The sequence below is a fragment of the Pararhizobium sp. LjRoot238 genome (assembly GCF_964252955.1).
In the GTDB taxonomy this organism is placed as follows: Bacteria; Pseudomonadota; Alphaproteobacteria; order Rhizobiales; family Rhizobiaceae; genus Pararhizobium.
This window is the reverse complement of record NZ_CAXUPP020000001.1, coordinates 1114701-1137879: the sequence shown is the minus strand read 5'-3', so window position 1 is coordinate 1137879 and position 23179 is coordinate 1114701. Positions and strand designations below refer to the sequence as shown.

Here is a 23179-nt window from a genome sequence, read left to right as displayed (position 1 = left end):
AATCCCGGCCTCATGAAACTGGTGCGTAAATTCGCCTGGCCGGCCGTAGGGCTGGCCGCGATCCTGTTTTCTCTCTACGGCCTCTATCACGAACTGCATGGCCTTTCGGCACATGATTTCGTCGAAAGCCTGAAAGCCGTGCCCGTCAAGGGCTGGATATTGGCCGGTTGCGCGACACTCGCAGCCTATGCCGCTTTGGCCGCCTATGATCACCTGGCGCTCGAACATCTCGGCCACAGGATTTCACTTTGGTTCATCACCGTCTGTTCCTTCACCGCCTATGCGCTGTCGCACACAGTGGGCGCATCGGTGTTTTCCGGCGCGGTGGTGCGCTTTCGTGCCTATGGATCGAAGGGGCTTTCGGCCGCCGAAACCGCTATTCTCGTCGCCTTCTGTTCCGTCACCTTCCTGCTCGGAACGCTGATGCTGTCGGCCATCGTGCTTTTGATCGAGCCGGAGATCACCGCTCGCTTCGCTGCGTTCCTGCCGCTTGGCGCGTCGATCTCGACCGGATTGATCATTCTTACGCTGATCACGCTTTACGTCGTCGGCAGCCTGGTTGGCTTCCCGCCGTTGAAAACCCGCTGGTTTTGGCTGGAATATCCAAAACCCTCGCTGGCGCTCAGGCAATTACTGATCGCGCCCGTCGAATTGATCGCGGCAGCGGCGATCATCTACTTCGCTCTGCCCGAGGCCGGAAATCCCGGCTACATGGTGGTCCTCGGCGTTTTTCTCGCCTCCTTTTCGGCCGCACTTTTGTCGCATGCGCCGGGCGGGCTCGGCGTGCTGGAACTGGTCTTCATTGCCGGCCTGCCGGAAATGGATGCCGCGGGTGTTCTGGCAGCACTTGCCATCTTCCGCCTGTTCTACCTGATCGTGCCCTTCCTGATCGCGCTCCTCGTCGTGATCGTCTTCGAGCATTCGCAGTTCCTCGCCGGCCAGCAGGCGGACAGCGGGCGAAAGCACGACGAATAGATTTTCATCTCACGAGGGTGGAGCGATTTGAAGGTGCGGCCTATTTTGCGGAGGGCCGGTGCGCACCCAAGTCCAGAAAAACAAAAAGGCCGGGCAAACCCGACCTTTCACAACGCGCTTCGACACACCTGCCAGTACATCCGTGGTCAACCGCGGAAGCGCATTTCTCCGGCGCGGATGATCGCGCCAGATTGGTATTAGGCAGCCTGGAGGCTGTCTGCCGACATCTTGCCGGACTTGCGGTCACGAACCAGCTCGAAGCTGATCTTCTGACCGTCGGTGAGGCCGCGCATGCCAGCGCGTTCGACAGCGGAAATGTGGACGAAAACGTCCTGGCTGCCGTCGTCCGGCTGAATGAAGCCGAAGCCCTTGGTGGAATTAAACCATTTTACTGTGCCAGTGGCCATAACGATCCCTTTCTCTAGCAAATTATAGTGAACCAAGCCGTGATATTACAGCGAGGCTTGATGTTCGAATCTGAAGGAAAGTTCGTCCGATTGCGCTCTATGTCGCAAAAACCAAAGTCATCTAACAAATATCGACCAAGGCTCAGATAGGTTACCGGTACCGTGCAGTCAAGTTTTTTTATTTTTATTTTGCAATGATCGTTGTTTTCATTCGGTTTTATAACGCCGGGATGGAAGATCTGCAGAATTTATTTTTGCGGCGTTGGGACGCCGCTGTCCTGAAAACGCCGGGGATAGAGTGCCGGTGTTTTTTGGTTCCGGCCGAATTGATTTCTCGGCGACGCGCATCATGTTTCGTCCTATCGTCGAATTCAAGGGAGGAATAACCATGTCGAAAGTCGTGATTGCCGTTGCGTGCCTGTCCTTGTTCACGCTTGCCGGATGCGGCAACACGGCGCGCGGTATAAAGCAGGACGGCGTGCAAACCAGCAATGCCCTGGACAATGCAACGCACCGCATTGCGCGGGCGAACACGAACTGACGAAATCCAAGAGAAACTGCGGTGCAGAGCGCTGCGAGCGTGCGGACGCCTCGATGATTCGCGTTGTCGCATACGGGGCCATGTCTGCCTTCCCGCCCAGGGGCGGACCGGAAATGGCTCCACGCAACGAATTGAAAGCGCACGATTTTATTCAAATGGGAATTTAACTCCCCCTTAAATCGCCGCATTTACACTTCATCGCACTGTTTAAAATCGGCGTGGCGGCGGAATGGCCGGCTTGGCTATCCCGAAACGCTCATCTGGAGCACCCCACCGCGGCATGGCAGGAAATCGCAAATCACCGCAGAGAATAGAACCTTCGTTCGAGGGCGGGCGGGGCCGTGACGATGGCGAACTGCGGGTCGATGCCGGAGATCGCCTCGGTGGTGGAGGCCGCAAGTCCGGAAGGTCGAAATCGGCAGTGAAAAGGACCAGCTCGAAGAAGGGCTCCGGCCGCGGCGGTTCGCCCGGCGGCGGCGGTCTCACCGGCCTGATCCGTTCCATGGTCTACTGGTGCGTCGTGCTCGGCATCTGGGGCGCCATCGGCGTCGGCGGGCTGGTGCTCTATTACGGCGCACGCATGCCGAGCGCTACGAGCTGGGCCATTCCGGAGAGGCCACCGAACGTCAAGATCCTCGCCGTCAGCGGCGATATCATCGCCAATCGTGGCGCCACGGGCGGCGAGGCGCTGTCGCTCGAAAACATGTCGCCCTATATCCCGCAGGCCGTCATCGCCATCGAAGACCGGCGCTTCTATTCGCATTTCGGCGTCGATCCGCTTGGCTTGGCGCGTGCGATGCTGACCAACATCACCAGCGGGCGCATGGTGCAGGGCGGCTCGACGCTCACCCAGCAGCTTGCCAAGAACCTGTTCCTCTCGCCGGAGCGCACGCTCGAGCGCAAGGTGCAGGAAGTGCTGCTCGCCGTCTGGCTGGAGCAGAAATATACCAAGGACCAGATCCTTGCGATGTACCTGAACCGGGTGTTTTTCGGCTCGAACGCCTATGGCGTCGAGGCGGCGTCGCGGCGCTATTTCAACAAGTCGGCACGCGATGTGAACCTCGGCGAGGCGGCTCTTCTTGCGGGACTGCTCAAGGCGCCGTCGCGCCTGTCGCCGGCGCGCGATCCGAAGGCTGCCGAAGAGCGCGCGCAGGTGGTGCTGGGCGCCATGCGCGAGGAAGGCTTCATCACCGACGCCGAGATCAAGACGGCGATGTCGCAGCCGCCGACCAAGGCAAAGAGCTTCTGGTCCGGGGCGCAATATTATGTCGCCGACATGGTCATGGACCAGTTGCCGGGCATGGTCGGCGAGATCAGCCAGGACCTCGTCGTCGACACCACGCTCGATATCGACCTTGAGAAGAAGGCCGAAGAGACGCTCGCCGCCAGCCTCGACGAATCCGGCCGCAAGCTCAACGTCAGCCAAGCCGCCCTCGTATCGATCGATGGCACCGGCGCCATTCGCGCTCTGGTCGGCGGCCGCGACTATGCCGACAGCCAGTTCGACCGCGCGGTCAAGGCCAGGCGCCAGCCCGGTTCCGCCTTCAAGCCCTTCGTCTATGCCGCCGCCATGGAGATCGGCCGCACGCCAATGTCGATCCGCAACGACGCGCCGGTCCGGATCGGCAACTGGACGCCGGAGAACTATGACGAGAAATATCGCGGCGAGGTGTCCCTTTCGACGGCGCTTGCCAATTCGTTGAACACGATCGCCGCCCAGCTCGTCATGGAAGTCGGACCGCAGAACGTCATCAAGCTTGCCCACAGGCTCGGCATCGAATCGGAAATGCAGGCCAATGCCTCGATCGCGCTCGGCACCTCCGAGGTCAGTCTGGTCGAACTGACATCCGCCTACGCTCCCTTCATGAATGGCGGCTTCAAGGCGACGCCGCATGTGATCAAGCGGATTTCGACGGCCGATGGCACGGTTCTCTACGAAAACACCTATGACAATCCGCCCCGCGTGCTTGATCCCGCCGTCGTCAGCGAGATGAACCAGATGATGGTGGGCGTGATCGAGCATGGCACCGGCAAGAGCGCCAAACTCAAAGGCTGGCAGGCAGCCGGCAAGTCGGGCACCACGCAGTCCTTCCGCGATGCGCTGTTCGTCGGCTTCACAAGCAATCTGACGACCGGCATCTGGTTCGGCAATGATGACGGCAAGTCGATGAAGAAGGTGACCGGCGGCGGCCTTCCGGCCAAGGCCTGGCACGATTACATGACGGCGGCACATGAAGGCCTGTCGTCGTCGCCGGTCTTCGGCACGACCGGCGTCCAGCCGACATTCGAGGACAATCAGGCCGCGCCCGAAACCATTGGCGACGTCATTTCCGGCACCTTTGGCAAAGACGGTACGGATGAGTTTCCGCAGGCGCCGGTCGCCAACGGGCAGGCCGCCGCCCAGCAGGGCCTGGGCCAGCCGGCGAATTCGGGGCTCGTGCCGCCGGCTGATGTCGGCGAGACGACCGGCACGACACGGCGGACCACGCTGTTCGACATCCTCACCGGCGGTTGACCACCCTTCATTCCGTTCTTACGTTTCGCAGCGGAGGAAAGAGGCACTGCGAAGTGAAGCATGTCGCCTTTTAAAAGCAGGTTGAACGTGAAATGACAGCGTTCAGGCAGGCGGTTTTTTCGGTCTGTTTGCCCTTTACTGCTCGGTTTTTGCGTGTTTTCACGCGCGCAGATGCCTTGCAGTCCGAAACGCTGCTCCTTATATACGCCCCATCGCCGCGGCTTCCACCGCGAATATTCCACAGACCATCCCGTTAGGGGCTGTCAAATGAATGCCTGACCGGGTTCTGACAGTCCGCTGCAAGGAGAGAACGACATGGCTAAAGTAATCGGTATCGACTTGGGAACGACCAACTCCTGCGTCGCCGTCATGGACGGCAAGGACGCGAAGGTCATTGAAAATGCGGAAGGTGCGCGCACGACCCCTTCGATCGTTGCTTTCAACGAAGACGGCGAGCGCCTGATCGGCCAGCCGGCCAAGCGTCAGGCAGTCACCAATCCGGAAAACACGCTTTTTGCAATCAAGCGCCTGATCGGCCGCACCTTCCAGGATCCGACCACGCAAAAAGACAAGGGCATGGTGCCCTACAAGATCATCAAGGCAGACAATGGCGACGCTTGGGTCGAAGCGCACGGCGAGAAGTATTCCCCGTCGCAGATCTCCGCCATGATCCTTCAGAAGATGAAGGAAACCGCCGAATCCTATCTCGGTGAAAAGGTCACCCAGGCCGTCATCACCGTTCCCGCTTACTTCAACGACGCGCAACGCCAGGCAACCAAGGATGCCGGCAAGATCGCCGGTCTTGAAGTGCTGCGCATCATCAACGAACCGACGGCAGCGGCACTCGCCTACGGCCTCGACAAGAAGGACGGCAAGACCATCGCCGTTTACGACTTGGGTGGCGGCACGTTCGATATCTCGGTTCTGGAAATCGGCGACGGCGTCTTCGAAGTGAAGTCGACCAACGGCGACACCTTCCTCGGCGGTGAAGACTTCGACATGCGTCTTGTCGAATACCTTGCAGCCGAGTTCAAGAAAGATCAGGGCATCGACCTGAAGAACGACAAGCTGGCTCTGCAGCGCCTCAAGGAAGCTGCCGAAAAGGCAAAGATCGAGCTGTCGTCCTCGCAGCAGACCGAAATCAACCTGCCGTTCATCACGGCAGACGCTTCCGGTCCGAAGCACCTGACGATGAAGCTGTCGCGCGCCAAGTTCGAAAGCCTGGTCGACGACCTCATCCAGCGCACCGTTGCTCCGTGCAAGGCTGCCCTCAAGGATGCCGGCGTCACGGCGGCCGAGATCGACGAAGTCGTTCTGGTCGGTGGCATGAGCCGCATGCCGAAGGTGCAGGAAACCGTCAAGCAGCTGTTCGGCAAGGAACCGCATAAGGGCGTTAACCCGGATGAAGTGGTCGCTCTCGGCGCCGCTATCCAAGCCGGCGTTCTGCAGGGCGACGTCAAGGATGTTCTGCTTCTCGACGTGACACCGCTGTCGCTCGGCATCGAAACCCTCGGTGGCGTCTTCACCCGTCTGATCGAGCGCAACACGACGATCCCGACGAAGAAGTCGCAGACTTTCTCGACGGCCGAAGACAGCCAGTCCGCGGTGACCATCCGCGTCAGCCAGGGCGAGCGCGAAATGGCGGCAGACAACAAGCTGCTTGGCCAGTTCGACCTCGTCGGCATCCCGCCGGCTCCGCGTGGCGTTCCGCAGATCGAAGTCACCTTCGATATCGACGCCAACGGCATCGTGCAGGTTTCGGCCAAGGACAAGGGCACCGGCAAGGAGCATCAGATCCGGATCCAGGCATCGGGCGGTCTGTCCGACGCGGATATCGAGAAGATGGTCAAGGATGCCGAGGCCAATGCCGAAACCGACAAGAAGCGTCGCGAAACCGTGGAAGCCAAGAACCAGGCCGAAAGCCTGATTCATTCCTCGGAAAAGTCGCTGAAGGAATATGGCGACAAGGTCACGGAAGCCGAGCGCACCGCGATCTCCGACGCGATCGCTTCGCTGAAGACTGCCGTTGAAGCCTCCGAGCCGGATGCCGAAGACATCAAGGCCAAGACCCAGACGCTGCTCGAAGCTTCGATGAAGCTCGGCCAGGCGATGTACGAAGCCCAGCAGACCGACGCGGCCAATGCCGATGCGGCCGCTGACGCTGCCCGCGATGGCGATATCGTCGATGCCGACTACGAAGAAGTCAACGACGAGGACGATCGCAAGAAGTCCGCATAAGTCTTCTTCGATCTGAATGTATGCGAGCCCGGGGCGATATGCTCCGGGCTTTTTTGATTGCTGCTACGCTGTGGGGTAAGTTACCAACCGGTTTTTCGGCTGGGACCGGCGCGCCGCCAAGTCCCGGAGCGCGGGTGCAGCGGCCTGAATCGGTGCTTTTCCGACAAAAACCGTCAAGGATCGTGTATTGCCTATGGTATCGCGCTTGAAGGTTTACTAAATGCTTTTGCAAGGAAATCAGGCGACCACCGGGCGGCTGCTTTTGGCATGCCTATTCAACAGGACAACCTGCAAGTATGAAACGTGATCTTTACGAAACGCTCGGCGTTGGGAAAACAGCGGACGAGAAAGAGCTCAAGGGCGCTTTCCGCAAACTGGCGATGAAGTATCACCCGGACAAGAATCCCGGCGACGCGGAAGCGGAAAAGACTTTCAAGGATATCAGCCACGCCTACGAAACCCTCAAGGACCCGCAGAAGCGGGCTGCCTATGATCGCTATGGCCACGCAGCCTTCGAAAATGGTGGCATGGGCGCTGGTGGCGCCGGCTTTGGCAACGCGGGTGCCGGCGGCTTCTCAGATATCTTCGAGGACATCTTCGGCGAGATGATGGGCGGTGGCCGCCAGCGCCGGTCGTCGGGCGGCCGCGAACGCGGCGCCGATCTGCGTTACAACATGGAAATCTCGCTGGAAGAAGCCTATTCCGGCAAGACGGCGCAGATCCGTGTGCCGACATCGATCACCTGCGATGCCTGTTCGGGCTCGGGCGCGAAACCGGGGACAAAACCGCAGACCTGCGCCACCTGTCAGGGCTCGGGCCGCGTGCGCGCGGCGCAGGGTTTCTTTTCCATCGAGCGGACTTGCCCGACCTGTCACGGCCGCGGCCAGACCATCACCGATCCTTGCACAAAGTGCCATGGTCAGGGCCGGGTGACCGAGGAGCGCTCGCTGTCGGTCAACATCCCCGCTGGCATCGAGGACGGAACGCGCATCCGCCTCTCGGGCGAAGGCGAGGCCGGCCTGCGCGGCGGCCCCGCCGGCGATCTCTATATCTTCCTGTCGGTCAAGCCGCATGAGTTCTACCAGCGCGATGGCGCGGATCTTTATTGTAGCGTACCGATCTCGATGACGACGGCAGCCCTTGGCGGCAAGTTCGATGTGGCGACGCTCGACGGCACCAAGTCGCGCGTCTCGGTGCCGGAAGGCACGCAGGCCGGCAAGCAGTTTCGCCTGAAGGGCAAGGGCATGCCGGTGCTGCGCTCCAGCCAGGTCGGCGATCTCTATATCCAGATCCAGATCGAAACGCCGCAGAAGCTCACCAAGCGCCAGCGCGAGCTGCTGAGGGAATTCGAAGAACTGTCTTCCAAGGACAACAATCCGGAATCCGCCGGCTTTTTTTCCCGCATGAAGGATTTCTTCGACATCGAGTGACTGGCCAGGAAGACAATCAGCAATATATCCCGGCCGGAGGCAGCAATGCCTCCGGTTTTTTTGTCCGTTCGCCGGTGCCGCCGGCATGACGTTCACAAGCGAAAGGTTTTCCCATGACCTATGAGCTCTTTTATTGGGATGGCATTCCCGGCCGCGGCGAGTTCGTCCGTCTCGCGCTGGAGCAGGCAGGTGCCGACTACATCGACGTCGCCCGCACGGACGGCGGCATGGGGCGCATGATGTCGATGATGAAAAGCAAAACGGGGAGTTTCACACCCTTTGCGCCGCCCTTCCTGAAGGACGGAGATGTCGTCGTCTCCCACGTCGCCAATATCCTGCTCTATCTCGGCGGCAGGCTTGGGCTTGCGCCGAAGGACGAAGCCGGACGGTTCGAGGCAAACGGGCTGCAACTGACCATCACCGATTTCGTCGGCGAAATTCATGACGTCCATCATCCGATCGGCGTGTCGCTCTATTATCACGAGCAGAAGGACGAGGCGCTCCGGCGGGCCGAAAATTTCCTCGACGATCGTCTGCCGAAATTCCTCGGTTACTTCGAAAAGCAGCTGAGCAAGAACGGCGAAGGGCAGATCCATGCCGTCGGCGATGCGCTGACCTATGTCGACCTGTCTCTGTTTCAGCTTCTGGAGGGGCTGCGCTATGCCTTCCCGAAGGCGATGCAGGCGGCCGAACCGGACTATCCCCTTCTCGTCGTGCTCAACGCGCAGGTCCGCGAACTACCCCGGATCAAGGCCTATCTTGCGTCCAAACGCCGCCTTGCCTTCAACGAGGAGGGCATTTTCCGCCACTATCCCGAGCTGGATCTGGCGTGAGCATCGCTGTTTCCGTTGCACAGCCATGGCCGACCGCCGGTCTGCCATGGCGTTCATCGCAGCGCAGCGCATGTTCGGCCTTGCCATCAAGGCTTTGGGGGCATAGCTCTCAACCGGATACGCAACCGGATTCCTCATGCCGCATAAGGTCTTTCTCAGCCGCCTGAAACTCAGCGATTTCCGCAACTATGCGGCCCTGTCGCTCGACCTCAACGCGCGCCATCTCGTGCTGACGGGCGAGAACGGCGCGGGCAAGACCAACCTGTTGGAGGCGGTCTCCTTCCTGTCTCCCGGGCGCGGCCTGCGCAGAGCCGCCTATGCCGATGTGGTCCGTGTCGGAGCGGAAACCGGGTTCTCCGTCTTTGCGGAGTTGGACGGCATGGATGGTCCCGTCGAGATTGGCACCGGCACGGCCGGAGCCGAGGAGGGGCAGGCGCGGCGCCTGCGCATCAACGGGACAACGGCAAAGACGGTCGACGAACTCCTCGATCATCTGCGCGTGCTGTGGCTGACGCCGGCCATGGACGGGCTTTTCACCGGCGGTTCCAGCGATCGCCGCCGCTTCCTCGACCGGCTGGTGCTGTCGCTCGATCCGGAGCACGGCCGCCGCGCCACAGATTACGAGCGCGCCATGCGCAGCCGCAACAAGCTCCTGTCCGAGGGTCGGGCGGATCCCGTCTGGTTGACCGGGCTCGAGCGCCAGATGGCCGAGCTTGGCATCTCGATGGCGCTGGCCCGTCAGGAGATGCTCGGCCTTCTCGCGGCATTGGTGGACAAGAACCGTGAAGGCAGCGTCTTCCCGGCCGCCGATCTGGCGCTTTCAGGTTTTCTCGACGGTGAATGGCATCGCCCAGCCTTCGATCTGGAAGAACTATATCTGGAGATGATGAAGAACGGCCGCTACCGCGATGCGAGTGCCGGCCGCACGCTCGATGGACCGCATCGCAGCGATCTTCTGATCCGCCACCGGGCCAAGAATATGGAGGCCGCGCGCTGTTCGACCGGCGAGCAGAAGGCGCTTCTCGTCGGCCTGGTGCTTGCCCATGCCCGCCTTGTCGCCAATATGACCGGCCATGCGCCAGTGCTCCTGCTGGACGAGATCGCCGCGCATCTCGATGAAGGACGGCGTGCGGCACTGTTCGACCTCGTCGATGATCTCGGTGGCCAGGCTTTCATGACCGGTACGGATCAATCGATGTTTTCAGCGCTAGGCGAACGGGCGCGCTATCTCACGGTTGCCAATGGCACCGTTTCCGGGTGACATTCAGCCATCATGAGTACAGAACCCCTCAGTTCCGAAGAAATCCAGCGCTATGCGCGCCACATCATCCTGCCGGAGATCGGCGGGGCTGGTCAGCAGGCGCTGAAGGCCGCGCGCGTTCTTGTCATTGGCGCCGGCGGTCTCGGTTCTCCTGTGCTGCAATATCTTGCCGCGGCAGGCATCGGCACGCTTGGCATCGTCGATGACGATACCGTGTCGCTGTCCAACCTGCAGCGACAGGTCATCCACGCCACGCCCGGCATCGGCAGGTCAAAGGCCGACAGTGCGGCCGAATTCATTGCCGGTCTCAACCCGCATGTCGAGGTGGTTCTGCATGAAACGCGGTTGGATGCCTCCAATGCGGAGGTGCTGTTTTCCGGCTACAGTATCGTCGTCGATGGCTCGGACAATTTCGAAACGCGCTATCTTGCCGCCGATACGGCCGAGCGGCTGCAAATCACGCTGGTCACCGGCGCCGTCGGCCGCTTCGATGGCTCCCTCACTGTTCTTCAGCCCTGGAAAAGTGCAGGCGATGGACGGCAGAATCCGGGCTACCGCGATCTCTTCCCAGCCCCGCCGCCACCGGGCGTCGTGCCTACCTGTGCGGAGGCCGGCATCGTCGGCGCGTTGACGGGCGTCATCGGTACATTGCAGGCGATGGAAGTCATCAAGCTCGTCACCGGCGCCGGCGAGCCGCTGATCGGCCGCTTGCTGATGTACGACGCGCTGACGGCTCGGTTCGAGACCATCAAATATGGCCGGAAGGTTCGATGAAACTCGCGCCGATCGATAGGGCGTTCGAGGACTGGGATGCGCTGCTGGCGCTCGTCCTTGCCTCCTTCGCCTACATGCACCCGCGCATCGCTTCGCCGTCTTCGGCCCTGCAACTGACGCCGCAATCGCTGAAGCAAAAAGCCGAAACCGAGAAAGCCTATGCCGCCATCGAAAACGGTCGGCTGGCCGGCTGCATTTTCTGTAAAGCCGAACCGCCGGATTGCCTGTATATCGGCAAACTCGCCGTTGCTCCCGACGCGCAGGGGAGGGGCGTCGGGCGACTGCTGCTCCGGGCGGCGGAAGCCTATGCCGCCGAATGTGATCTGCCCTGCCTGCGCCTGGAGACGCGGATCGAGCTTGAAGAGAATCACCGCCTGTTTGCGCGGTGGGGTTTTGTCAGGACGGCCGAGGCATCCCATCCCGGCTTCACGCGGCCGACCTTCATCGAGATGCGCAAGCCGTTGTAATCAGACCTTGCCCGGCAGAACGCGATCCGGCGGGCGGTGTCCGTCGATGAAGGTGCGGATGTTAATCACCACTTTGTCGCCCATGTCGATGCGGCCCTCGAGCGTTGCCGAGCTCATATGCGGCAAAAGCACGACCTTGCCTTCGGTCGCAAGCTTCACCAGCTTCGGGTTCACGGCAGGCTCATTCTCGAACACGTCGAGCCCGGCGCCGGCGATCTTGCCTTCGCGCAGGCATTTGATCAGTGCCGTTTCATCGACGATGCTGCCGCGCGCCGTGTTGACGATGTAGCTCGTCGGCTGCATCAGCGCGAGCCGGCGCGCCGACAGGAGGTGAAAGGTGGCAGGTGTCGAGGGGCAATTGACCGATACGATATCGACGCGGGCGAGCATCTGGTCGAGGCTGTCCCAATACGTCGCCTCCAGCTTTTCCTCGGTCTCGGCGCTGACGCGCTTCCGGTTGTGATAGTGGATCGAAAGCCCGAAGGCCTTGGCTCGGCGGGCGACGGCGGTGCCGATGCGGCCCATGCCGACGATGCCGATACGCTTGCCGGAGATGCGCCGTCCGAGCATCCAGGTCGGCGACCAGCCTGCCCATTCGCCGCGGCGGTCTGTCAGGATATTGGCGCCTTCTATCAGGCGGCGCGGAACGGCGAGGATCAGCGCCATGGTCATGTCGGCGGTGTCTTCCGTCAGCACGTTTGGCGTGTTGGTGACGGTGATGCCGTGGCGTGCAGCGGCGTCGATGTCGATGTGATCGACGCCGTTCGAAAAGCTTGCGATCAGTTTCAACTGCGGCCCGGCCTGTTCGATCAGTGCTGCGTCGATCCGGTCGGTAAGGGTCGGAACGAGCACGTCGGCACGCTTCACGGCGGCCACGAGTTCCGGCTGACTACGCGGCGTGTCGTCGATGTTGAGTTCGGCGTCAAACAGCTCCCGCATGCGCGTCTCAACGACATCAGGTAATTTGCGGGTGATGTAGACCTTGGGCTTTTTCTTGTTTGTCATCGCTGTTTGCCGAGCCCTTGTTGACGGGTTTTTAACCAAGATGAGTGATCGTTCTCCCTGCAGTTCATTTTCTACCAGACCCGGTGTGGAAGACAAACAAAACTCTAGATGTCCCCTGACGATTTGCCTGTCTTTGGCAGAACCGGTCAGAGATTTTGCTGCAAGTTACTGAATCTCTTTGGAAAACGGATTTCGTCATGCGTCAGTTCCTTTCCAGGCTCGCTTTCGCCGCTGCAGTCGTCCTGTCTGTCGCCGCGATCAATGCAACCCCGGCTTTCGCCCAGGCCGCCAAGGGCGCAAGCGGCTTGCCGCTGCCGCGTTTCGTTAGCCTGAAATCCAAGAGCGTCAACCTGCGCGTCGGGCCGAGTGTCGACTACGCGGTTGCCTGGCGTTACATGAAGGCCGGCGTGCCGGTGGAAATCATCCAGGAATATGACAACTGGCGGCGCATTCGCGATGCCGACGGCACCGAGGGCTGGGTCAATCAGGCGCTGCTTTCGGGAGATCGCACCGCAATCACCGCGCCTTGGATGCGCGGCAAGGGCGAGGGCGTTTTTGTCAACATGCGGCGTGATCCGCAGTCCAACAGCGCCATTGTCGCGCGCATGGAGCCGGGTGTCGTCGTGCATGTCGGCGAATGCAACGGAGACTGGTGTCGCGCAGAGGCGCAAGGGGTCGATGGCTGGGTCTCCCAGGGTGAAATCTGGGGCGCCTACCCGGGCGAAGCCTTCAAGTAATCGGGCGGATATCCGAGCCGGTCAGAGAAGACCGGCCTCTTTTGCCGCCGCCGCCAGCGAAATCATCGGGCGCGGGCCGATCTGCTCGATGACGATGCCGGCAGCCAGGCTTCCAAGCTTGCCGCAATCGGCAAGCGTTCTGCCCGTGGTATAGCCGTGCAGGAAGCCGGCCGCGTAGAGGTCGCCTGCGCCCGTTGTATCCACGACATTGCTGATCGTTGTCGCATCGACCTTGACCCGCTCGCCGCCCTTGATGATGATCGAGCCTTCTTCGCTGAGCGTTACCGCGGCAAGCTTGCAGTCCCTGGCAATCATCGACAACGCGTGCTGGAAGTCGTCGGTCTCGTAGAGTGCGAGCGCCTCGGCGCGGTTGGCAAAGACGATATCGACGATGCCCGAGCGCATCAGGTCGAGGAATTCGGCCCGGTAGCGATGAACGCAGAAACTGTCGGAAAGGGTCATTGCGACCTCCCTGCCGTTTTCATGAGCGATACGGGCGCAGTTGCGGATTGCGTCCTTGGCAAGCGGCGGGTCCCAGAGATAACCCTCGAAATAGGTGACCGCCGCGTCCGCGACGACGGTGGGTTCGACATCGCTCGGTCCGAGTTCGACACAAGCGCCGAGATAGGTGTTCATCGAGCGCTCGCCGTCCTCCGTCACGAAAATCATCGAGCGGGCGGTCGGCGGATGCGTGTCCAGCGGCCTCGTTTCGAAATGCACGCCCTGTGCGCGGATATCGTGGGTAAAGATCTCTCCAAGCTGGTCGTTGGCGACCTTGCCGAAATAGGCGGCCTTGCCGCCGAGGCTGGCGACACCGGCTGCCGTATTGCCGGCACTACCGCCGGAGGCTTCAAGGGCCGGCCCCATGCGCGAATAGAGCAGCTCTGCCCGCTCCGCATCGATCAGGTTCATCGCGCTCTTGATAATGCCGTTGTGGACAAGAAATGCATCGTCGCAGCGTGCGATGATATCCACGATTGCATTGCCGATCGTGAGCACGTCGAATTTGGTCATTCGGAACCGCCTGGAATGTTTGTGTCAGCCGGTGTCCGGTAATAGCGGATTTTCCGCGGTTTGGAAGGGAAAAAGAAAGAGAGCTGCCGTTTGGAATTGCTCAATATCGGAAAGGGTCTTTCCGTCCCTGATTGGGCCGGTCACGTGGTGCCAGCGCCGCGGACCCTTCTTCAACCGGGCAGGGCGGCTGCGTCATTTTGGTCGGCGAACTCGGCGCTGGGTGGAATCGGCTTGATCACGTCGATCGGGACGCCGTTCGGGTCGGCGGTGACGAAATGGCGTTGGCCAAAGTCCTCGTCACAGATCGCTCTGAGGATCGGCAGGCCCGCCGGTTGGAATTCCGCACAGAGTGCATCCGGGTCCTCGACCTCGAAATTCAGAAGCAGCCCTGTAACGGTGCCGCTGCCGCTGTCCGGAATAGTCTCGTGATTGCCATCGATTGCCGCGCTGATCGACGGCATTTCCGTCAAATGACCTGCGCCGGCAATTCGACCAGCGGCGCCGGGATTTCGTTGGTCTTTTCCGCCGCCTTGCAGATATCGGCAATGACGCAGCGTTCGCATTCCGGTTTGCGCGCCTTGCAGCAATAGCGGCCGTGCAGGATTAGCCAGTGATGGGCATGGTAGAGGTAGTGATCCGGCACGATCCGCATCAACTGGTCCTCGACCTCGTCCGGGGTTTTCCCCGGCGCCAGACAGAGCCGGTTGGCGATGCGGAAGATGTGCGTGTCGACCGCCATCGTCGAATGTCCGAAGGCCATCGAAAGAACCACATTAGCGGTCTTGCGGCCGACGCCGGGCAGCGTGATCAGCTCTTCGCGCGTGCGCGGCACCTCGCCGTCGAAATCGGAAATCAGCTTCTCGCAGAGTGCAATGACGTTCTTCGCCTTGTTGCGGTAAAGCCCGATCGTCTTGATGTACTCGCGAACCTTCTCCTCGCCGAGAGCCAGCATCTTTTCCGGTGTATCGGCTGCGGCGAAAAGCGCCCGCGTCGCCCTGTTGACGCCCGCATCTGTCGCCTGCGCCGACAGGGCCACCGCGACGACGAGCGTGAAAGGATTGACGTGCTCCAGCTCTCCCTTGGGTTCGGGACGCTGGATCGAGAAGCGCCGGAAAATCTCCTCGATTTCCGCCTTGCTGTAGGCGGTCTTCGGTCTGCGCTTTGCGCGGCTGACTGTCGCGGGTCTCGCTTTCACCGCGCTGGTTGCTGATTTTGATTTCACGTTTTTCATGATGCATCTATAGTCATTCGTCATGAACGATGGCAACGCCGAGATAACGACAGAGGAGCAGCCGGTTTTCGCCGCCGAGCTGACCCCACACCGTTCGCTGGGACTGAAGGGCTTCAAGATCCTGCTTTTGATCGCCGGCCTCATGAGTCTCGTTCACATCTTTGTCTTCATGGTCATCGGCGCCTGGCCGATCGTTTTCTTCTTCGGGCTGGATTTCCTGCTGCTGTTCGGCGCTTTCTGGCTGAATTACCGTTCCGCCCGTGCCCGCGAAGAGGTCAGCGTTTCGCGCACCGACGTTTCCGTGCGCAAGTTCACGCCGGCGGGCCGCATGACCGAGCATCGTTTCAATACCTTCTGGGCGCGGTTCAACATTTCCCGACACGAGGAGATCGGCATCGTCTCCATGCAGATCAGCGACCGGCGCCGGGCGACCGATGTCGGCTCCTTCCTCAACCGCGACGACCGGGAAACCTTTGCCACCGCCTTTGCCTGCGCGCTGGCGACAGTGAAGCGCCGATAGGGCAAGAATCGGGTGGCGAAGGTCCGATTCCGATGATTATCTCTTGCCTCAAGGAGATACGATCATGAACGTCACGACGTCGATTCCCGCCGCCATCACGCCGCATGGCAGCGACTATGAGATTGTCAGCCGCGTGGTCGAGATGCTGACTGAAAACTATCGCGATCAGCCGTCGCTGGAGGTCATCGCCGGTGAAATCGGCCAGCCGCCGACGCAATTGCAGAAGACGTTCACGCGCTGGGCCGGACTGTCGCCGAAGGCATTCCTGCAGGCGGTCACGCTCGACCACGCCAAGCGCCTGCTGCGGCAGGAGGAGCTGCCGCTGCTTGAAACGAGCTTCGAGGTCGGCCTCTCCGGCCCCAGCCGCCTGCATGATCTCTTCGTTACCCATGAGGCCATGTCTCCGGGCGAATGGAAATTGCGCGGCGGCGGCTTGACGATCCGCTACGGCTTCCATCCCAGCCCCTTCGGCGTAGCGCTGGTCATGGTCACCGATCGCGGCCTCGCGGGCCTTGCCTTCAGCGATGCCGGTGGCGAAAAAGCCAGTTTCGAAGATATGGCAAATCGCTGGCCGAATGCGCATTACGTGGAAGACAGCGCGGCGACCGCCGCCTATGCGGCCCGCATCTTTGATGCCAGGGAGTGGCGTCCAGAGGAGCCGTTGCGCATCGTGCTGATCGGGTCCGACTTCCAGATCCGCGTCTGGGAAACCCTTCTGAAAATCCCGATGGGCAAGGCGGTCACCTATTCAGACATCGCTTGCAATATCGGCCAGCCAACCGCCTCACGCGCCGTCGGCGCTGCGGTCGGGCGCAATCCGATCTCCTTCGTCGTGCCCTGCCACCGCGCGCTCGGCAAGAGCGGCGCGCTGACCGGCTACCACTGGGGCCTGACCCGCAAGCGGGCGATGCTCGGCTGGGAAGCCGGCAAGGTTTGACAACGATAAAGGGCCGCAGCAAATGCGGCCCTCTCGCTATCCATTTTTCGGAACGCTCAGTGCGCGCCGGACATGTCGCCGAGAACTTCCTTCGAGGCGACGGTAGAGTCGGCATTCAGCTTGTAGACCATCGGCACGCCGGTCGCGAGGTTAAGCGCGAGAATCTGCTCCTTGGTCAGGCGATCGAGCACCATTACCAGCGAGCGCAGTGAATTGCCGTGGGCCGCAACGAGTACCTTCTCGCCCCGCAGCACGCGCGGCAGGATGTCGGTGAGGTAATAGGGCCAGACGCGGGCGCCGGTGTCGCGCAGGCTCTCGCCGCCCGGCGGCGGGACGTCATAGGAACGGCGCCAGATATGCACCTGTTCCTCGCCCCATTTGGCGCGGGCGTCGTCCTTGTTGAGACCGGAGAGATCGCCATAGTCGCGTTCGTTCAGCGCCTGGTCGCAAATCGTCTCGAGATCGGGCTGGCCGACATTGTCGAGGATGATCTCGCAGGTCCGCTGGGCGCGGGACAGCACCGAGGTGAAGGCAATGTCGAACTTGATGCCGTATTCGGCAAGCGCCTTGCCGCCGGCATTGGCTTCCTCGACGCCGAGCGCCGTCAGGTCCGGGTCCTTCCAGCCGGTGAACAGGTTTTTCAGGTTCCAGTCGCTCTGGCCGTGACGCACAAGGACGAGGGTGCCGCTCATGATGATGTTTTCTCCGCGGATTTTAGGGGTTCAAGACAGCCCGAGCACGTCGAGCATGGAATAGAGGCCGGGTTTTTGGCTGCGCGCCCAGAGAGCCGCCGTCACCGCGCCGCGCGCGAAAATGGCCCGGTCGGTTGCACTGTGGGAGAGCGTCACCTGTTCGCCTTCGCCGGCGAGAATGACCGAATGTTCGCCGATCACCGAACCGCCGCGCAAGGTCGCAAAGCCGATCGTGCCGGCGACGCGAGCGCCGGTATGCCCGTCGCGCACGCGCACGGATTGGCTGGCGAGGTCTATGCCGCGGCCTTTTGCGGCAGCTTCACCGAGCAAGAGGGCGGTGCCGGACGGGGCGTCAACCTTGTGCTTGTGATGCATCTCGAGGATCTCGATGTCCCAGTCCGCTGGCCCAAGCGCACGCGCCGCCTGTTCGGTGAGAACGCCGAGAAGGTTGACGCCGAGGCTCATATTGCCGGATTTGACGATCCGCGCATGCCGAGCCGCCGCCTTGAATTTGGTTTCGTCATCCGTCGAGCAACCGGTTGTTCCAATAACATGGACGATGCGCGCCTGCGCGGCGAGACCGGCAAACTCAACGGACGTTGCAGGCGAAGTAAAATCGAGCACGCCCTCGGCCTCGACAAAGGCTTCGAGCGGCTTGTCGGTAATCGTGACGCCGATGGGGCCGAGCCCCGCTATTTCACCGGCGTCGCGGCCAATGAAAGGGGAGCCGGGACGCCCGACGGCGGCAAAGAGCTGGGCGCCGGGCATCGCGTTGATGGTGCGGATCAGTGTCTGGCCCATGCGGCCGGCGGCACCCACCACCACGAGTTTCATGTCCGTCCCGCTCATGCCTGCCTCAATTCTTGGTTCTCAAACTTGGGCTTCCGCCGCGGGCTGGGCTGTACTGCCCTGCAGATTGTGCAATCGAGCGTAAAGGCCGTCCGTGCGCTTCGCAAGTGCCTCGTGGGTGCCTTCCTCGACCACCAGTCCGTCCTTCATGACGATGATCTTGTCCGCGTTGACGACGGTCGAAAGCCGGTGGGCGATGACAACGACGGTGCGGCCGCTCATGGCATGATCGAGCGCCTTCTGCACGGCGGCTTCCGATTCGGTGTCGAGCGCCGAGGTCGCCTCGTCGAGCAGAAGGATCGGTGCCTTGCGCACCAGAGCGCGGGCGATCGACAGCCGCTGGCGCTGGCCGCCGGAGAGGGTGACGCCGTTTTCGCCGACGGGCGTATCGTAGCCTTGCGGCTGCGCGCGAATGAAGTCATGGGCATAGGCGAGCCTTGCCGCTTCCTCGACCTCCGCGTCCGTCGCTTCCGGGCGGCCGTAGCGGATATTGTCGCGGATCGAGCCTTCGAAGAGGTAAGGCTGCTGCGAAACATAGGCGAGGCCGTTGCGCAGCGATTGTTTGGTGACGTGGGCGATGTCCTGCCCGTCGATCAGGATCTCGCCGCCGGAGGGATCGTAGAATCGGGGAATGAGGCTGATCACCGTCGATTTGCCGGCGCCGGAAGGGCCGACCAGCGCTGTGGTCTTGCCGCCTTCCGCAACAAAGCTGACGCCCTTCAGGATTTCGTCGCCATTGTTGTATCTGAAACGCACGTTCCTGAATTCGATCGTCGCTTGCCGAAGCGCGAGATTGCCGGCACCCGGAAGATCGCGCTGATGCGGCACGGTATCGAGGATTTCGTAGATCATCCGCGCATTGACGACGGCGCGTTCGAGCGAGACCTGGAGCCTCGCAAGGCGGCGGGCCGGGTCATAGGCCATCAAGAGCGCCGTAACGAAGGCGAAGAAAGCCCCCGGCTGGATGCCGTTGTAGATCGATCGGAAAGCCGCATAGGCAAGCACGCTGGAAATCGCGAAGCCGGCAAAGGTTTCCGTCATCGGGGCGGTCCGCTCGCTTAAGCGGGCGATGCGGTTGGCGCGGTTTTCGGCTCGGTCGATGATGGCCTCGACCTTGGTCTTCAGTTGCTTCTCCATCGTGAAGGCCTTGACGATGGTGATACCCTGAATGGTTTCCTGCATTGCCCCGAGCACGTGGCTGTTGATCTCGACCGATTCGCGCGTCGCCTGCTTCAGTCGCCGCGAGATGTAGCGAAGGCCGATCAGCAATGGCGGCGCGATGACAAAGACGATCAGCGTCAGCAGCCAGTCCTTGCTGATCATCACGCCGATCAGCGCCACGAGTGTCAGGAAATCGCGGGCAAGCGAGGTGACCGTCATGTTGAGCACATCGCGGATGCCGGAGACGTTCTGGCTGATCTGCGCGGAGATACGGGCGGAGCGGGTCTCGCTGAAATAGCCGACGCTCAGAGCCATGAGGTGCGAATAGAGCCTGCGCTGGTAGCTGGCGACGATGCTGTTGCCGATCTTGGAGAGCGCCACGGCCTGGCCGTAAGTGGCAAACCCGCGCACCACGAAGGCAACGAAGATCGCGCCGCAGATGTAGAGGACGATATCGGCCCGCTTGTTGGCGAAGGCCTCGTTGACCACCGATTCCATGATCCAGGCGGTGAAGGCGGTCGTGCCGGCGACGAGCGCAAGGCAGGCGATGGCGAAGATATAGCCGCGCATATGCGCGCGTCCGTTCTCGGCAATGACCCGCTTCAGGACGCTGGTAATGGTCTCGCGGTCAACGGGTGGCAGCTTTGTCTTGGCTTGTTTCAAGCTGGTTTCCTTAAAGCCCGACGCGCTTGCAGGCGCCTTATTTCAGCGGGCTCTATAGTCCCTTGATCCCTCTTTGGCGAGTCTTGACCCTGGCTGCCCCTCAAGTTCTCCAGCGCCGTCCCTCAGTTGCCACACCAAAACGCGACGGCGTGCGCGAATAGGCGGCAAGGCCGGAAAGGGCAGCCGTCGGGTGGGTGACGACGAAAGTCGGGATGGTCCGGAGCAGCGCCGAGTGCGGCGCCTTGTCTTCGAAGGCGGCGCGGAACTCCGGTTTTCTCAAGGCAGGCAGGATCTTCTGTGAAATGCCGCCGGCAAGGAAAACACCGCCTCGTGCCATGAAGATCATCGCCATGTCACCGGCGACACGGCCGAGATAGGTGGAAAACAGCGAGATGGTTTCGACCGCTGCTTCATCACGTTCGGCAAGCGCACTGGTCGTCACTGCAGCCGGGTCGGGCAGCTCCGGATACCAGGCTTTCGATTCGCAGACCGCGCGGTAGATGTTCATGATGCCGCGGCCGCAGAGCAGCTGCTCGGCCGAAATGCGGCCCTCGATCGGTTCGAGGAAGGGCCAGATCTGATAGTCGCGCTCGGTACGCGGTCCGACATCGACATGGCCGCCTTCGCCGGGAACCGGGATCCAGCTGTGCTGCGCGTGAACGAGGCCGGCCACCCCAAGACCCGTGCCTGGGCCGAGCACGGCACAGGAGGCGTCTTCGAGAATGCTCCCGGGGCCGATCTGCTCGCGACCTTCCTCGCCGATCGAGGCGATCGCAAGCGCCTGGGCCTCAAAATCGTTGATGATGATCACGTCCTCGAGCGAAAGCGCCGTCAGCATGTCTTTCGGCTTGATCACCCAGCCGGCATTGGTGAGCGGGATATCGTCGCCCTTGACCGGGCCGGCAACCGCGATGATCGCCGAGCGCGGCTGCACCGAGGTCTTGTCGAGGATGCTGGTCTGCAGCGCTTCCTCGATGCTGGCATAGCTCGTCGTCGGGATGATCGGGAATATCTTGGGTTCGGCGAAAGCGTCGAGCAGCAGCGCAAAGCGCGCATTGGTCCCGCCGATATCGCCGATCAGGATCGGAAAGGTGAGGCTGCTTTCGGTGTCTGTGAGCATGGGCATGGGACGTTCCGTTGTGATCGTGCGGACATGAAGCTCCAAGAGAGCTGTATCAGGGATGATGGAAGTCGATCAACTGTTCTGCCGTTGCCCGGTTCAGCGCCATCGGAATGTCGTAGACCGTCGCGAGCCGCATCAGCGCCTTGACGTCGACATCATGCGGCATGGCGGTGAGGGGATCGGTGAAGAAGATCAGCATGTGCACGTCGCCGGTAGCGATCATCGCGCCGATCTGCTGGTCGCCGCCGAGCGGGCCGCTCTTCATACGGATGACATTGAGGCTCGGACACACCTGCTGCACGCGGCCGCCGGTCGTGCCGGTGGCAACGATCTTCCAGCGCGCCAGCACGGTTTCGTTCGCCTTGGCAAAGGCTGCGATGTCGTCTTTCTTCTGGTCGTGCGCAATCAGCGCCACGCATTTTTGACTGGTCATCCCCGATCCCCGGCGTCAACCGACCATGACGGTCTCGATTTAAATCGATTTGAGTTCCTGTACAGCACAGTTCCGCGGTTGAAAAGCGCTTAAAGGGCGTGCCCGCAATGACCTATTGCAGCGAGGGACGGGAAACCGGGATCGGAACGGTGCCATCCGGCAGGTCACCGGCCCCGGCATTGATCACCTGCTGGATCGCTGCATCGCCAGACTGCGATGCTGGCTGGACCTGGGGCGCGACATAGGCGGTGCCGAAGGTGGCCGACTGTTCGGAAGCTGCGGGAGCGGCCAGCACGGCGGCGCAGGCTTTCGGCAGGTCGGCCAGCGTCGCGAATCTCGGCTTCACCGGCTTTTCGCCCGGCTTCTTCACCGGCTTGGCCCAGGGTTCCTTGGTGAACCACCAGGCCAGCGACTTGTCGCAGCCGTCACCGCTTGCCACAGGCGCCTGCGCCTTGCATCCGGAAGTGCCGGGCGGGCAGTGCATGCGAATGTGAAAGTGTGCGTCATGGCCATAGATCGGGCGGACCTTGCCGAGCAGCGAGCGATCGCCGGTCCAGGTGTCGCACAGCTTCTTCTTGATCGCCGGATTAACGAAAACCCGCTCGACTTGCGGATAACTTGCAGCCTGCATGACGACCTTCGCATGGGCCGGCGTCCAGCGCTTGGAATTGACGGTCAGGAATTTGCTCTCGTCGAGCATAGAAATGAAAGGCAAGTCCTCCCGCGTTTGAGCGGAGAGGCGCCGCTCGGGCATCGGCGTGAACCAGATATCCGCATCGAGCCCGATCTGGTGGGAGGAGTGTCCGGACAGCATCGGGCCGCCCCGCGGCTGGGAAATGTCGCCGATAAGGATGCCGGAACCCCATCCGAGCCGGACGGCATCCTTGGAGAACTGTTCGAGAAGCTCAATCATCGCCGGATTGCCCCAACGGCGGTTTCGCGACAGCCGCATCGCCTGCCATGTCGGCCCGTCCGTCGGGATCGCGACGGCTCCGGCCATGCAGCCCTTGGCATAAAATCCGATCGGGCCGGGCGCGGAATTGCTCGGCAGTTGGACCTTGCCGAAGAGCTGCTTGGCAGGCGTGTCGTCGGCGGAGGCCGCATCGCCTGCGACAAGGCTCGAGATGATCAGCGCAGCGAGCGCCATCGATCCCAGATGCCGAAGGAGTCCTGCCTTTATCACTGTCATTCCCCGCTGATTCCCCGATCGTCATAGTGCCGCATGTTGAAGCGCCGCTCCAGTCGCGATTGTTCTCGCTTGGCGTGACACTGTGTCTTTGTGTCAGCCTTGCGGAGGTTGCGATGCTGACCCAAAAAAAATGCCTGATTTGAGGCAGCTTCTGTCAATTGCCCGGATTTTGCCTATTCTGTTC

Annotated in this window: 22 protein-coding genes and 1 pseudogene; 12 read left to right on the top strand and 11 right to left on the bottom strand. The window is 61.5% G+C overall.

Annotated elements, in window-relative coordinates; genetic code table 11:
- Nucleotides 1-12: 12 nt before the first annotated feature.
- Complete coding sequence (locus tag ACSQ3F_RS05770) at nucleotides 13-975, top strand: lysylphosphatidylglycerol synthase domain-containing protein (protein WP_436102049.1); 963 nt, start codon at nucleotides 13-15, stop codon at nucleotides 973-975.
- 197 nt (nucleotides 976-1172) lie between these two features.
- Here ACSQ3F_RS05770 and ACSQ3F_RS05765 read toward each other — a convergent pair whose 3' ends face one another.
- On the bottom strand, nucleotides 1173-1382 hold the full coding sequence (locus tag ACSQ3F_RS05765; RefSeq protein ID WP_436099344.1) for a cold-shock protein: 210 nt from the start codon (nucleotides 1380-1382) through the stop codon (nucleotides 1173-1175).
- Nucleotides 1383-1770: 388 nt separating this feature from the next.
- Between ACSQ3F_RS05765 and ACSQ3F_RS05760 the strand changes: the two genes are divergently transcribed.
- From ACSQ3F_RS05760 to ACSQ3F_RS05725, 8 genes are all read left to right on the top strand, one after another.
- The gene (locus tag ACSQ3F_RS05760) at nucleotides 1771-1923 is read left to right on the top strand and encodes an entericidin (protein ID WP_436102048.1); all 153 of its coding nucleotides are present in this window, start codon (nucleotides 1771-1773) and stop codon (nucleotides 1921-1923) included.
- A 280-nt stretch (nucleotides 1924-2203) separates the two neighbouring features.
- Nucleotides 2204-4438, top strand: coding sequence for a transglycosylase domain-containing protein (locus ACSQ3F_RS05755; RefSeq protein ID WP_436099343.1), 2235 nt, complete (start codon nucleotides 2204-2206; stop codon nucleotides 4436-4438).
- Between the two features lie 315 nt (nucleotides 4439-4753).
- Entirely contained in the window at nucleotides 4754-6676 is a 1923-nt protein-coding gene (dnaK, locus tag ACSQ3F_RS05750) for a molecular chaperone DnaK (RefSeq protein WP_436099342.1), read from the top strand.
- Between the two features lie 296 nt (nucleotides 6677-6972).
- A complete protein-coding gene (dnaJ, locus tag ACSQ3F_RS05745; protein ID WP_436099341.1) occupies nucleotides 6973-8106 on the top strand; it encodes a molecular chaperone DnaJ in 1134 nt (377 codons plus the stop codon).
- Between the two features lie 113 nt (nucleotides 8107-8219).
- Nucleotides 8220-8939 (top strand): glutathione S-transferase, encoded by a 720-nt coding sequence (locus ACSQ3F_RS05740; RefSeq protein WP_436099340.1) that lies wholly within the window; start codon nucleotides 8220-8222, stop codon nucleotides 8937-8939.
- 136 nt (nucleotides 8940-9075) lie between these two features.
- A complete protein-coding gene (gene recF, locus ACSQ3F_RS05735; RefSeq protein ID WP_436099339.1) occupies nucleotides 9076-10200 on the top strand; it encodes a DNA replication/repair protein RecF in 1125 nt (374 codons plus the stop codon).
- Between the two features lie 12 nt (nucleotides 10201-10212).
- Nucleotides 10213-10974, top strand: coding sequence for a molybdopterin-synthase adenylyltransferase MoeB (locus ACSQ3F_RS05730; protein WP_436099338.1), 762 nt, complete (start codon nucleotides 10213-10215; stop codon nucleotides 10972-10974).
- Nucleotides 10971-11441 carry a GNAT family N-acetyltransferase gene (locus ACSQ3F_RS05725; protein WP_436099337.1) on the top strand — a complete coding sequence of 157 codons (471 nt, stop codon included), beginning with the start codon at nucleotides 10971-10973 and terminating at the stop codon, nucleotides 11439-11441. Before ACSQ3F_RS05730 ends, ACSQ3F_RS05725 begins: the two co-directional genes overlap by 4 nt.
- On the opposite strand, the gene ACSQ3F_RS05720 is transcribed toward ACSQ3F_RS05725, so the two are convergent.
- Nucleotides 11442-12446: a 2-hydroxyacid dehydrogenase gene (locus ACSQ3F_RS05720; protein WP_436099336.1), complete on the bottom strand. Its 1005-nt coding sequence runs from the start codon at nucleotides 12444-12446 to the stop codon at nucleotides 11442-11444.
- A 197-nt stretch (nucleotides 12447-12643) separates the two neighbouring features.
- Here ACSQ3F_RS05720 and ACSQ3F_RS05715 point away from each other — a divergent pair, with 197 nt between their 5' ends.
- Nucleotides 12644-13183 (top strand): SH3 domain-containing protein, encoded by a 540-nt coding sequence (locus ACSQ3F_RS05715; RefSeq protein WP_436099335.1) that lies wholly within the window; start codon nucleotides 12644-12646, stop codon nucleotides 13181-13183.
- Nucleotides 13184-13204: 21 nt separating this feature from the next.
- On the opposite strand, the gene ACSQ3F_RS05710 is transcribed toward ACSQ3F_RS05715, so the two are convergent.
- The 3 genes and pseudogenes from ACSQ3F_RS05710 to nth all read right to left on the bottom strand — a co-directional run bounded on the left by ACSQ3F_RS05710 (nucleotide 13205) and on the right by nth (nucleotide 15428).
- Nucleotides 13205-14197, bottom strand: coding sequence for an adenosine kinase (locus ACSQ3F_RS05710; RefSeq protein ID WP_436099334.1), 993 nt, complete (start codon nucleotides 14195-14197; stop codon nucleotides 13205-13207).
- A gap of 170 nt (nucleotides 14198-14367) precedes the next feature.
- Nucleotides 14368-14643 (bottom strand): annotated as a pseudogene (locus ACSQ3F_RS05705) (VOC family protein); the annotation flags it as partial.
- Between the two features lie 20 nt (nucleotides 14644-14663).
- Nucleotides 14664-15428, bottom strand: a complete 765-nt coding sequence (gene nth / locus ACSQ3F_RS05700; protein WP_436099333.1) for an endonuclease III — start codon at nucleotides 15426-15428, stop codon at nucleotides 14664-14666.
- Between the two features lie 22 nt (nucleotides 15429-15450).
- Here nth and ACSQ3F_RS05695 point away from each other — a divergent pair, with 22 nt between their 5' ends.
- Nucleotides 15451-15948: a DUF2244 domain-containing protein gene (locus ACSQ3F_RS05695; RefSeq protein WP_436085610.1), complete on the top strand. Its 498-nt coding sequence runs from the start codon at nucleotides 15451-15453 to the stop codon at nucleotides 15946-15948.
- A gap of 64 nt (nucleotides 15949-16012) precedes the next feature.
- A complete protein-coding gene (locus ACSQ3F_RS05690; RefSeq protein ID WP_436099332.1) occupies nucleotides 16013-16885 on the top strand; it encodes a methylated-DNA--[protein]-cysteine S-methyltransferase in 873 nt (290 codons plus the stop codon).
- Nucleotides 16886-16941: 56 nt separating this feature from the next.
- On the opposite strand, the gene ACSQ3F_RS05685 is transcribed toward ACSQ3F_RS05690, so the two are convergent.
- The 6 genes from ACSQ3F_RS05685 to mepA form a co-directional block, all read right to left on the bottom strand.
- On the bottom strand, nucleotides 16942-17577 hold the full coding sequence (locus tag ACSQ3F_RS05685) for a 2,3-bisphosphoglycerate-dependent phosphoglycerate mutase (RefSeq protein ID WP_436099331.1): 636 nt from the start codon (nucleotides 17575-17577) through the stop codon (nucleotides 16942-16944).
- Nucleotides 17578-17607: 30 nt separating this feature from the next.
- Nucleotides 17608-18426 carry a 4-hydroxy-tetrahydrodipicolinate reductase gene (gene dapB, locus ACSQ3F_RS05680; protein ID WP_436099330.1) on the bottom strand — a complete coding sequence of 273 codons (819 nt, stop codon included), beginning with the start codon at nucleotides 18424-18426 and terminating at the stop codon, nucleotides 17608-17610.
- A gap of 21 nt (nucleotides 18427-18447) precedes the next feature.
- Entirely contained in the window at nucleotides 18448-20250 is a 1803-nt protein-coding gene (locus ACSQ3F_RS05675) for an ABC transporter ATP-binding protein (RefSeq protein WP_436099329.1), read from the bottom strand.
- Nucleotides 20251-20350: 100 nt separating this feature from the next.
- The gene (locus ACSQ3F_RS05670; protein WP_436099328.1) at nucleotides 20351-21376 is read right to left on the bottom strand and encodes a glucokinase; all 1026 of its coding nucleotides are present in this window, start codon (nucleotides 21374-21376) and stop codon (nucleotides 20351-20353) included.
- A gap of 49 nt (nucleotides 21377-21425) precedes the next feature.
- On the bottom strand, nucleotides 21426-21806 hold the full coding sequence (locus ACSQ3F_RS05665; protein WP_436099327.1) for a methylglyoxal synthase: 381 nt from the start codon (nucleotides 21804-21806) through the stop codon (nucleotides 21426-21428).
- Between the two features lie 112 nt (nucleotides 21807-21918).
- Complete coding sequence (gene mepA, locus ACSQ3F_RS05660) at nucleotides 21919-22995, bottom strand: penicillin-insensitive murein endopeptidase (RefSeq protein WP_436099326.1); 1077 nt, start codon at nucleotides 22993-22995, stop codon at nucleotides 21919-21921.
- Between the last annotated feature and the right edge of the window lie 184 nt (nucleotides 22996-23179).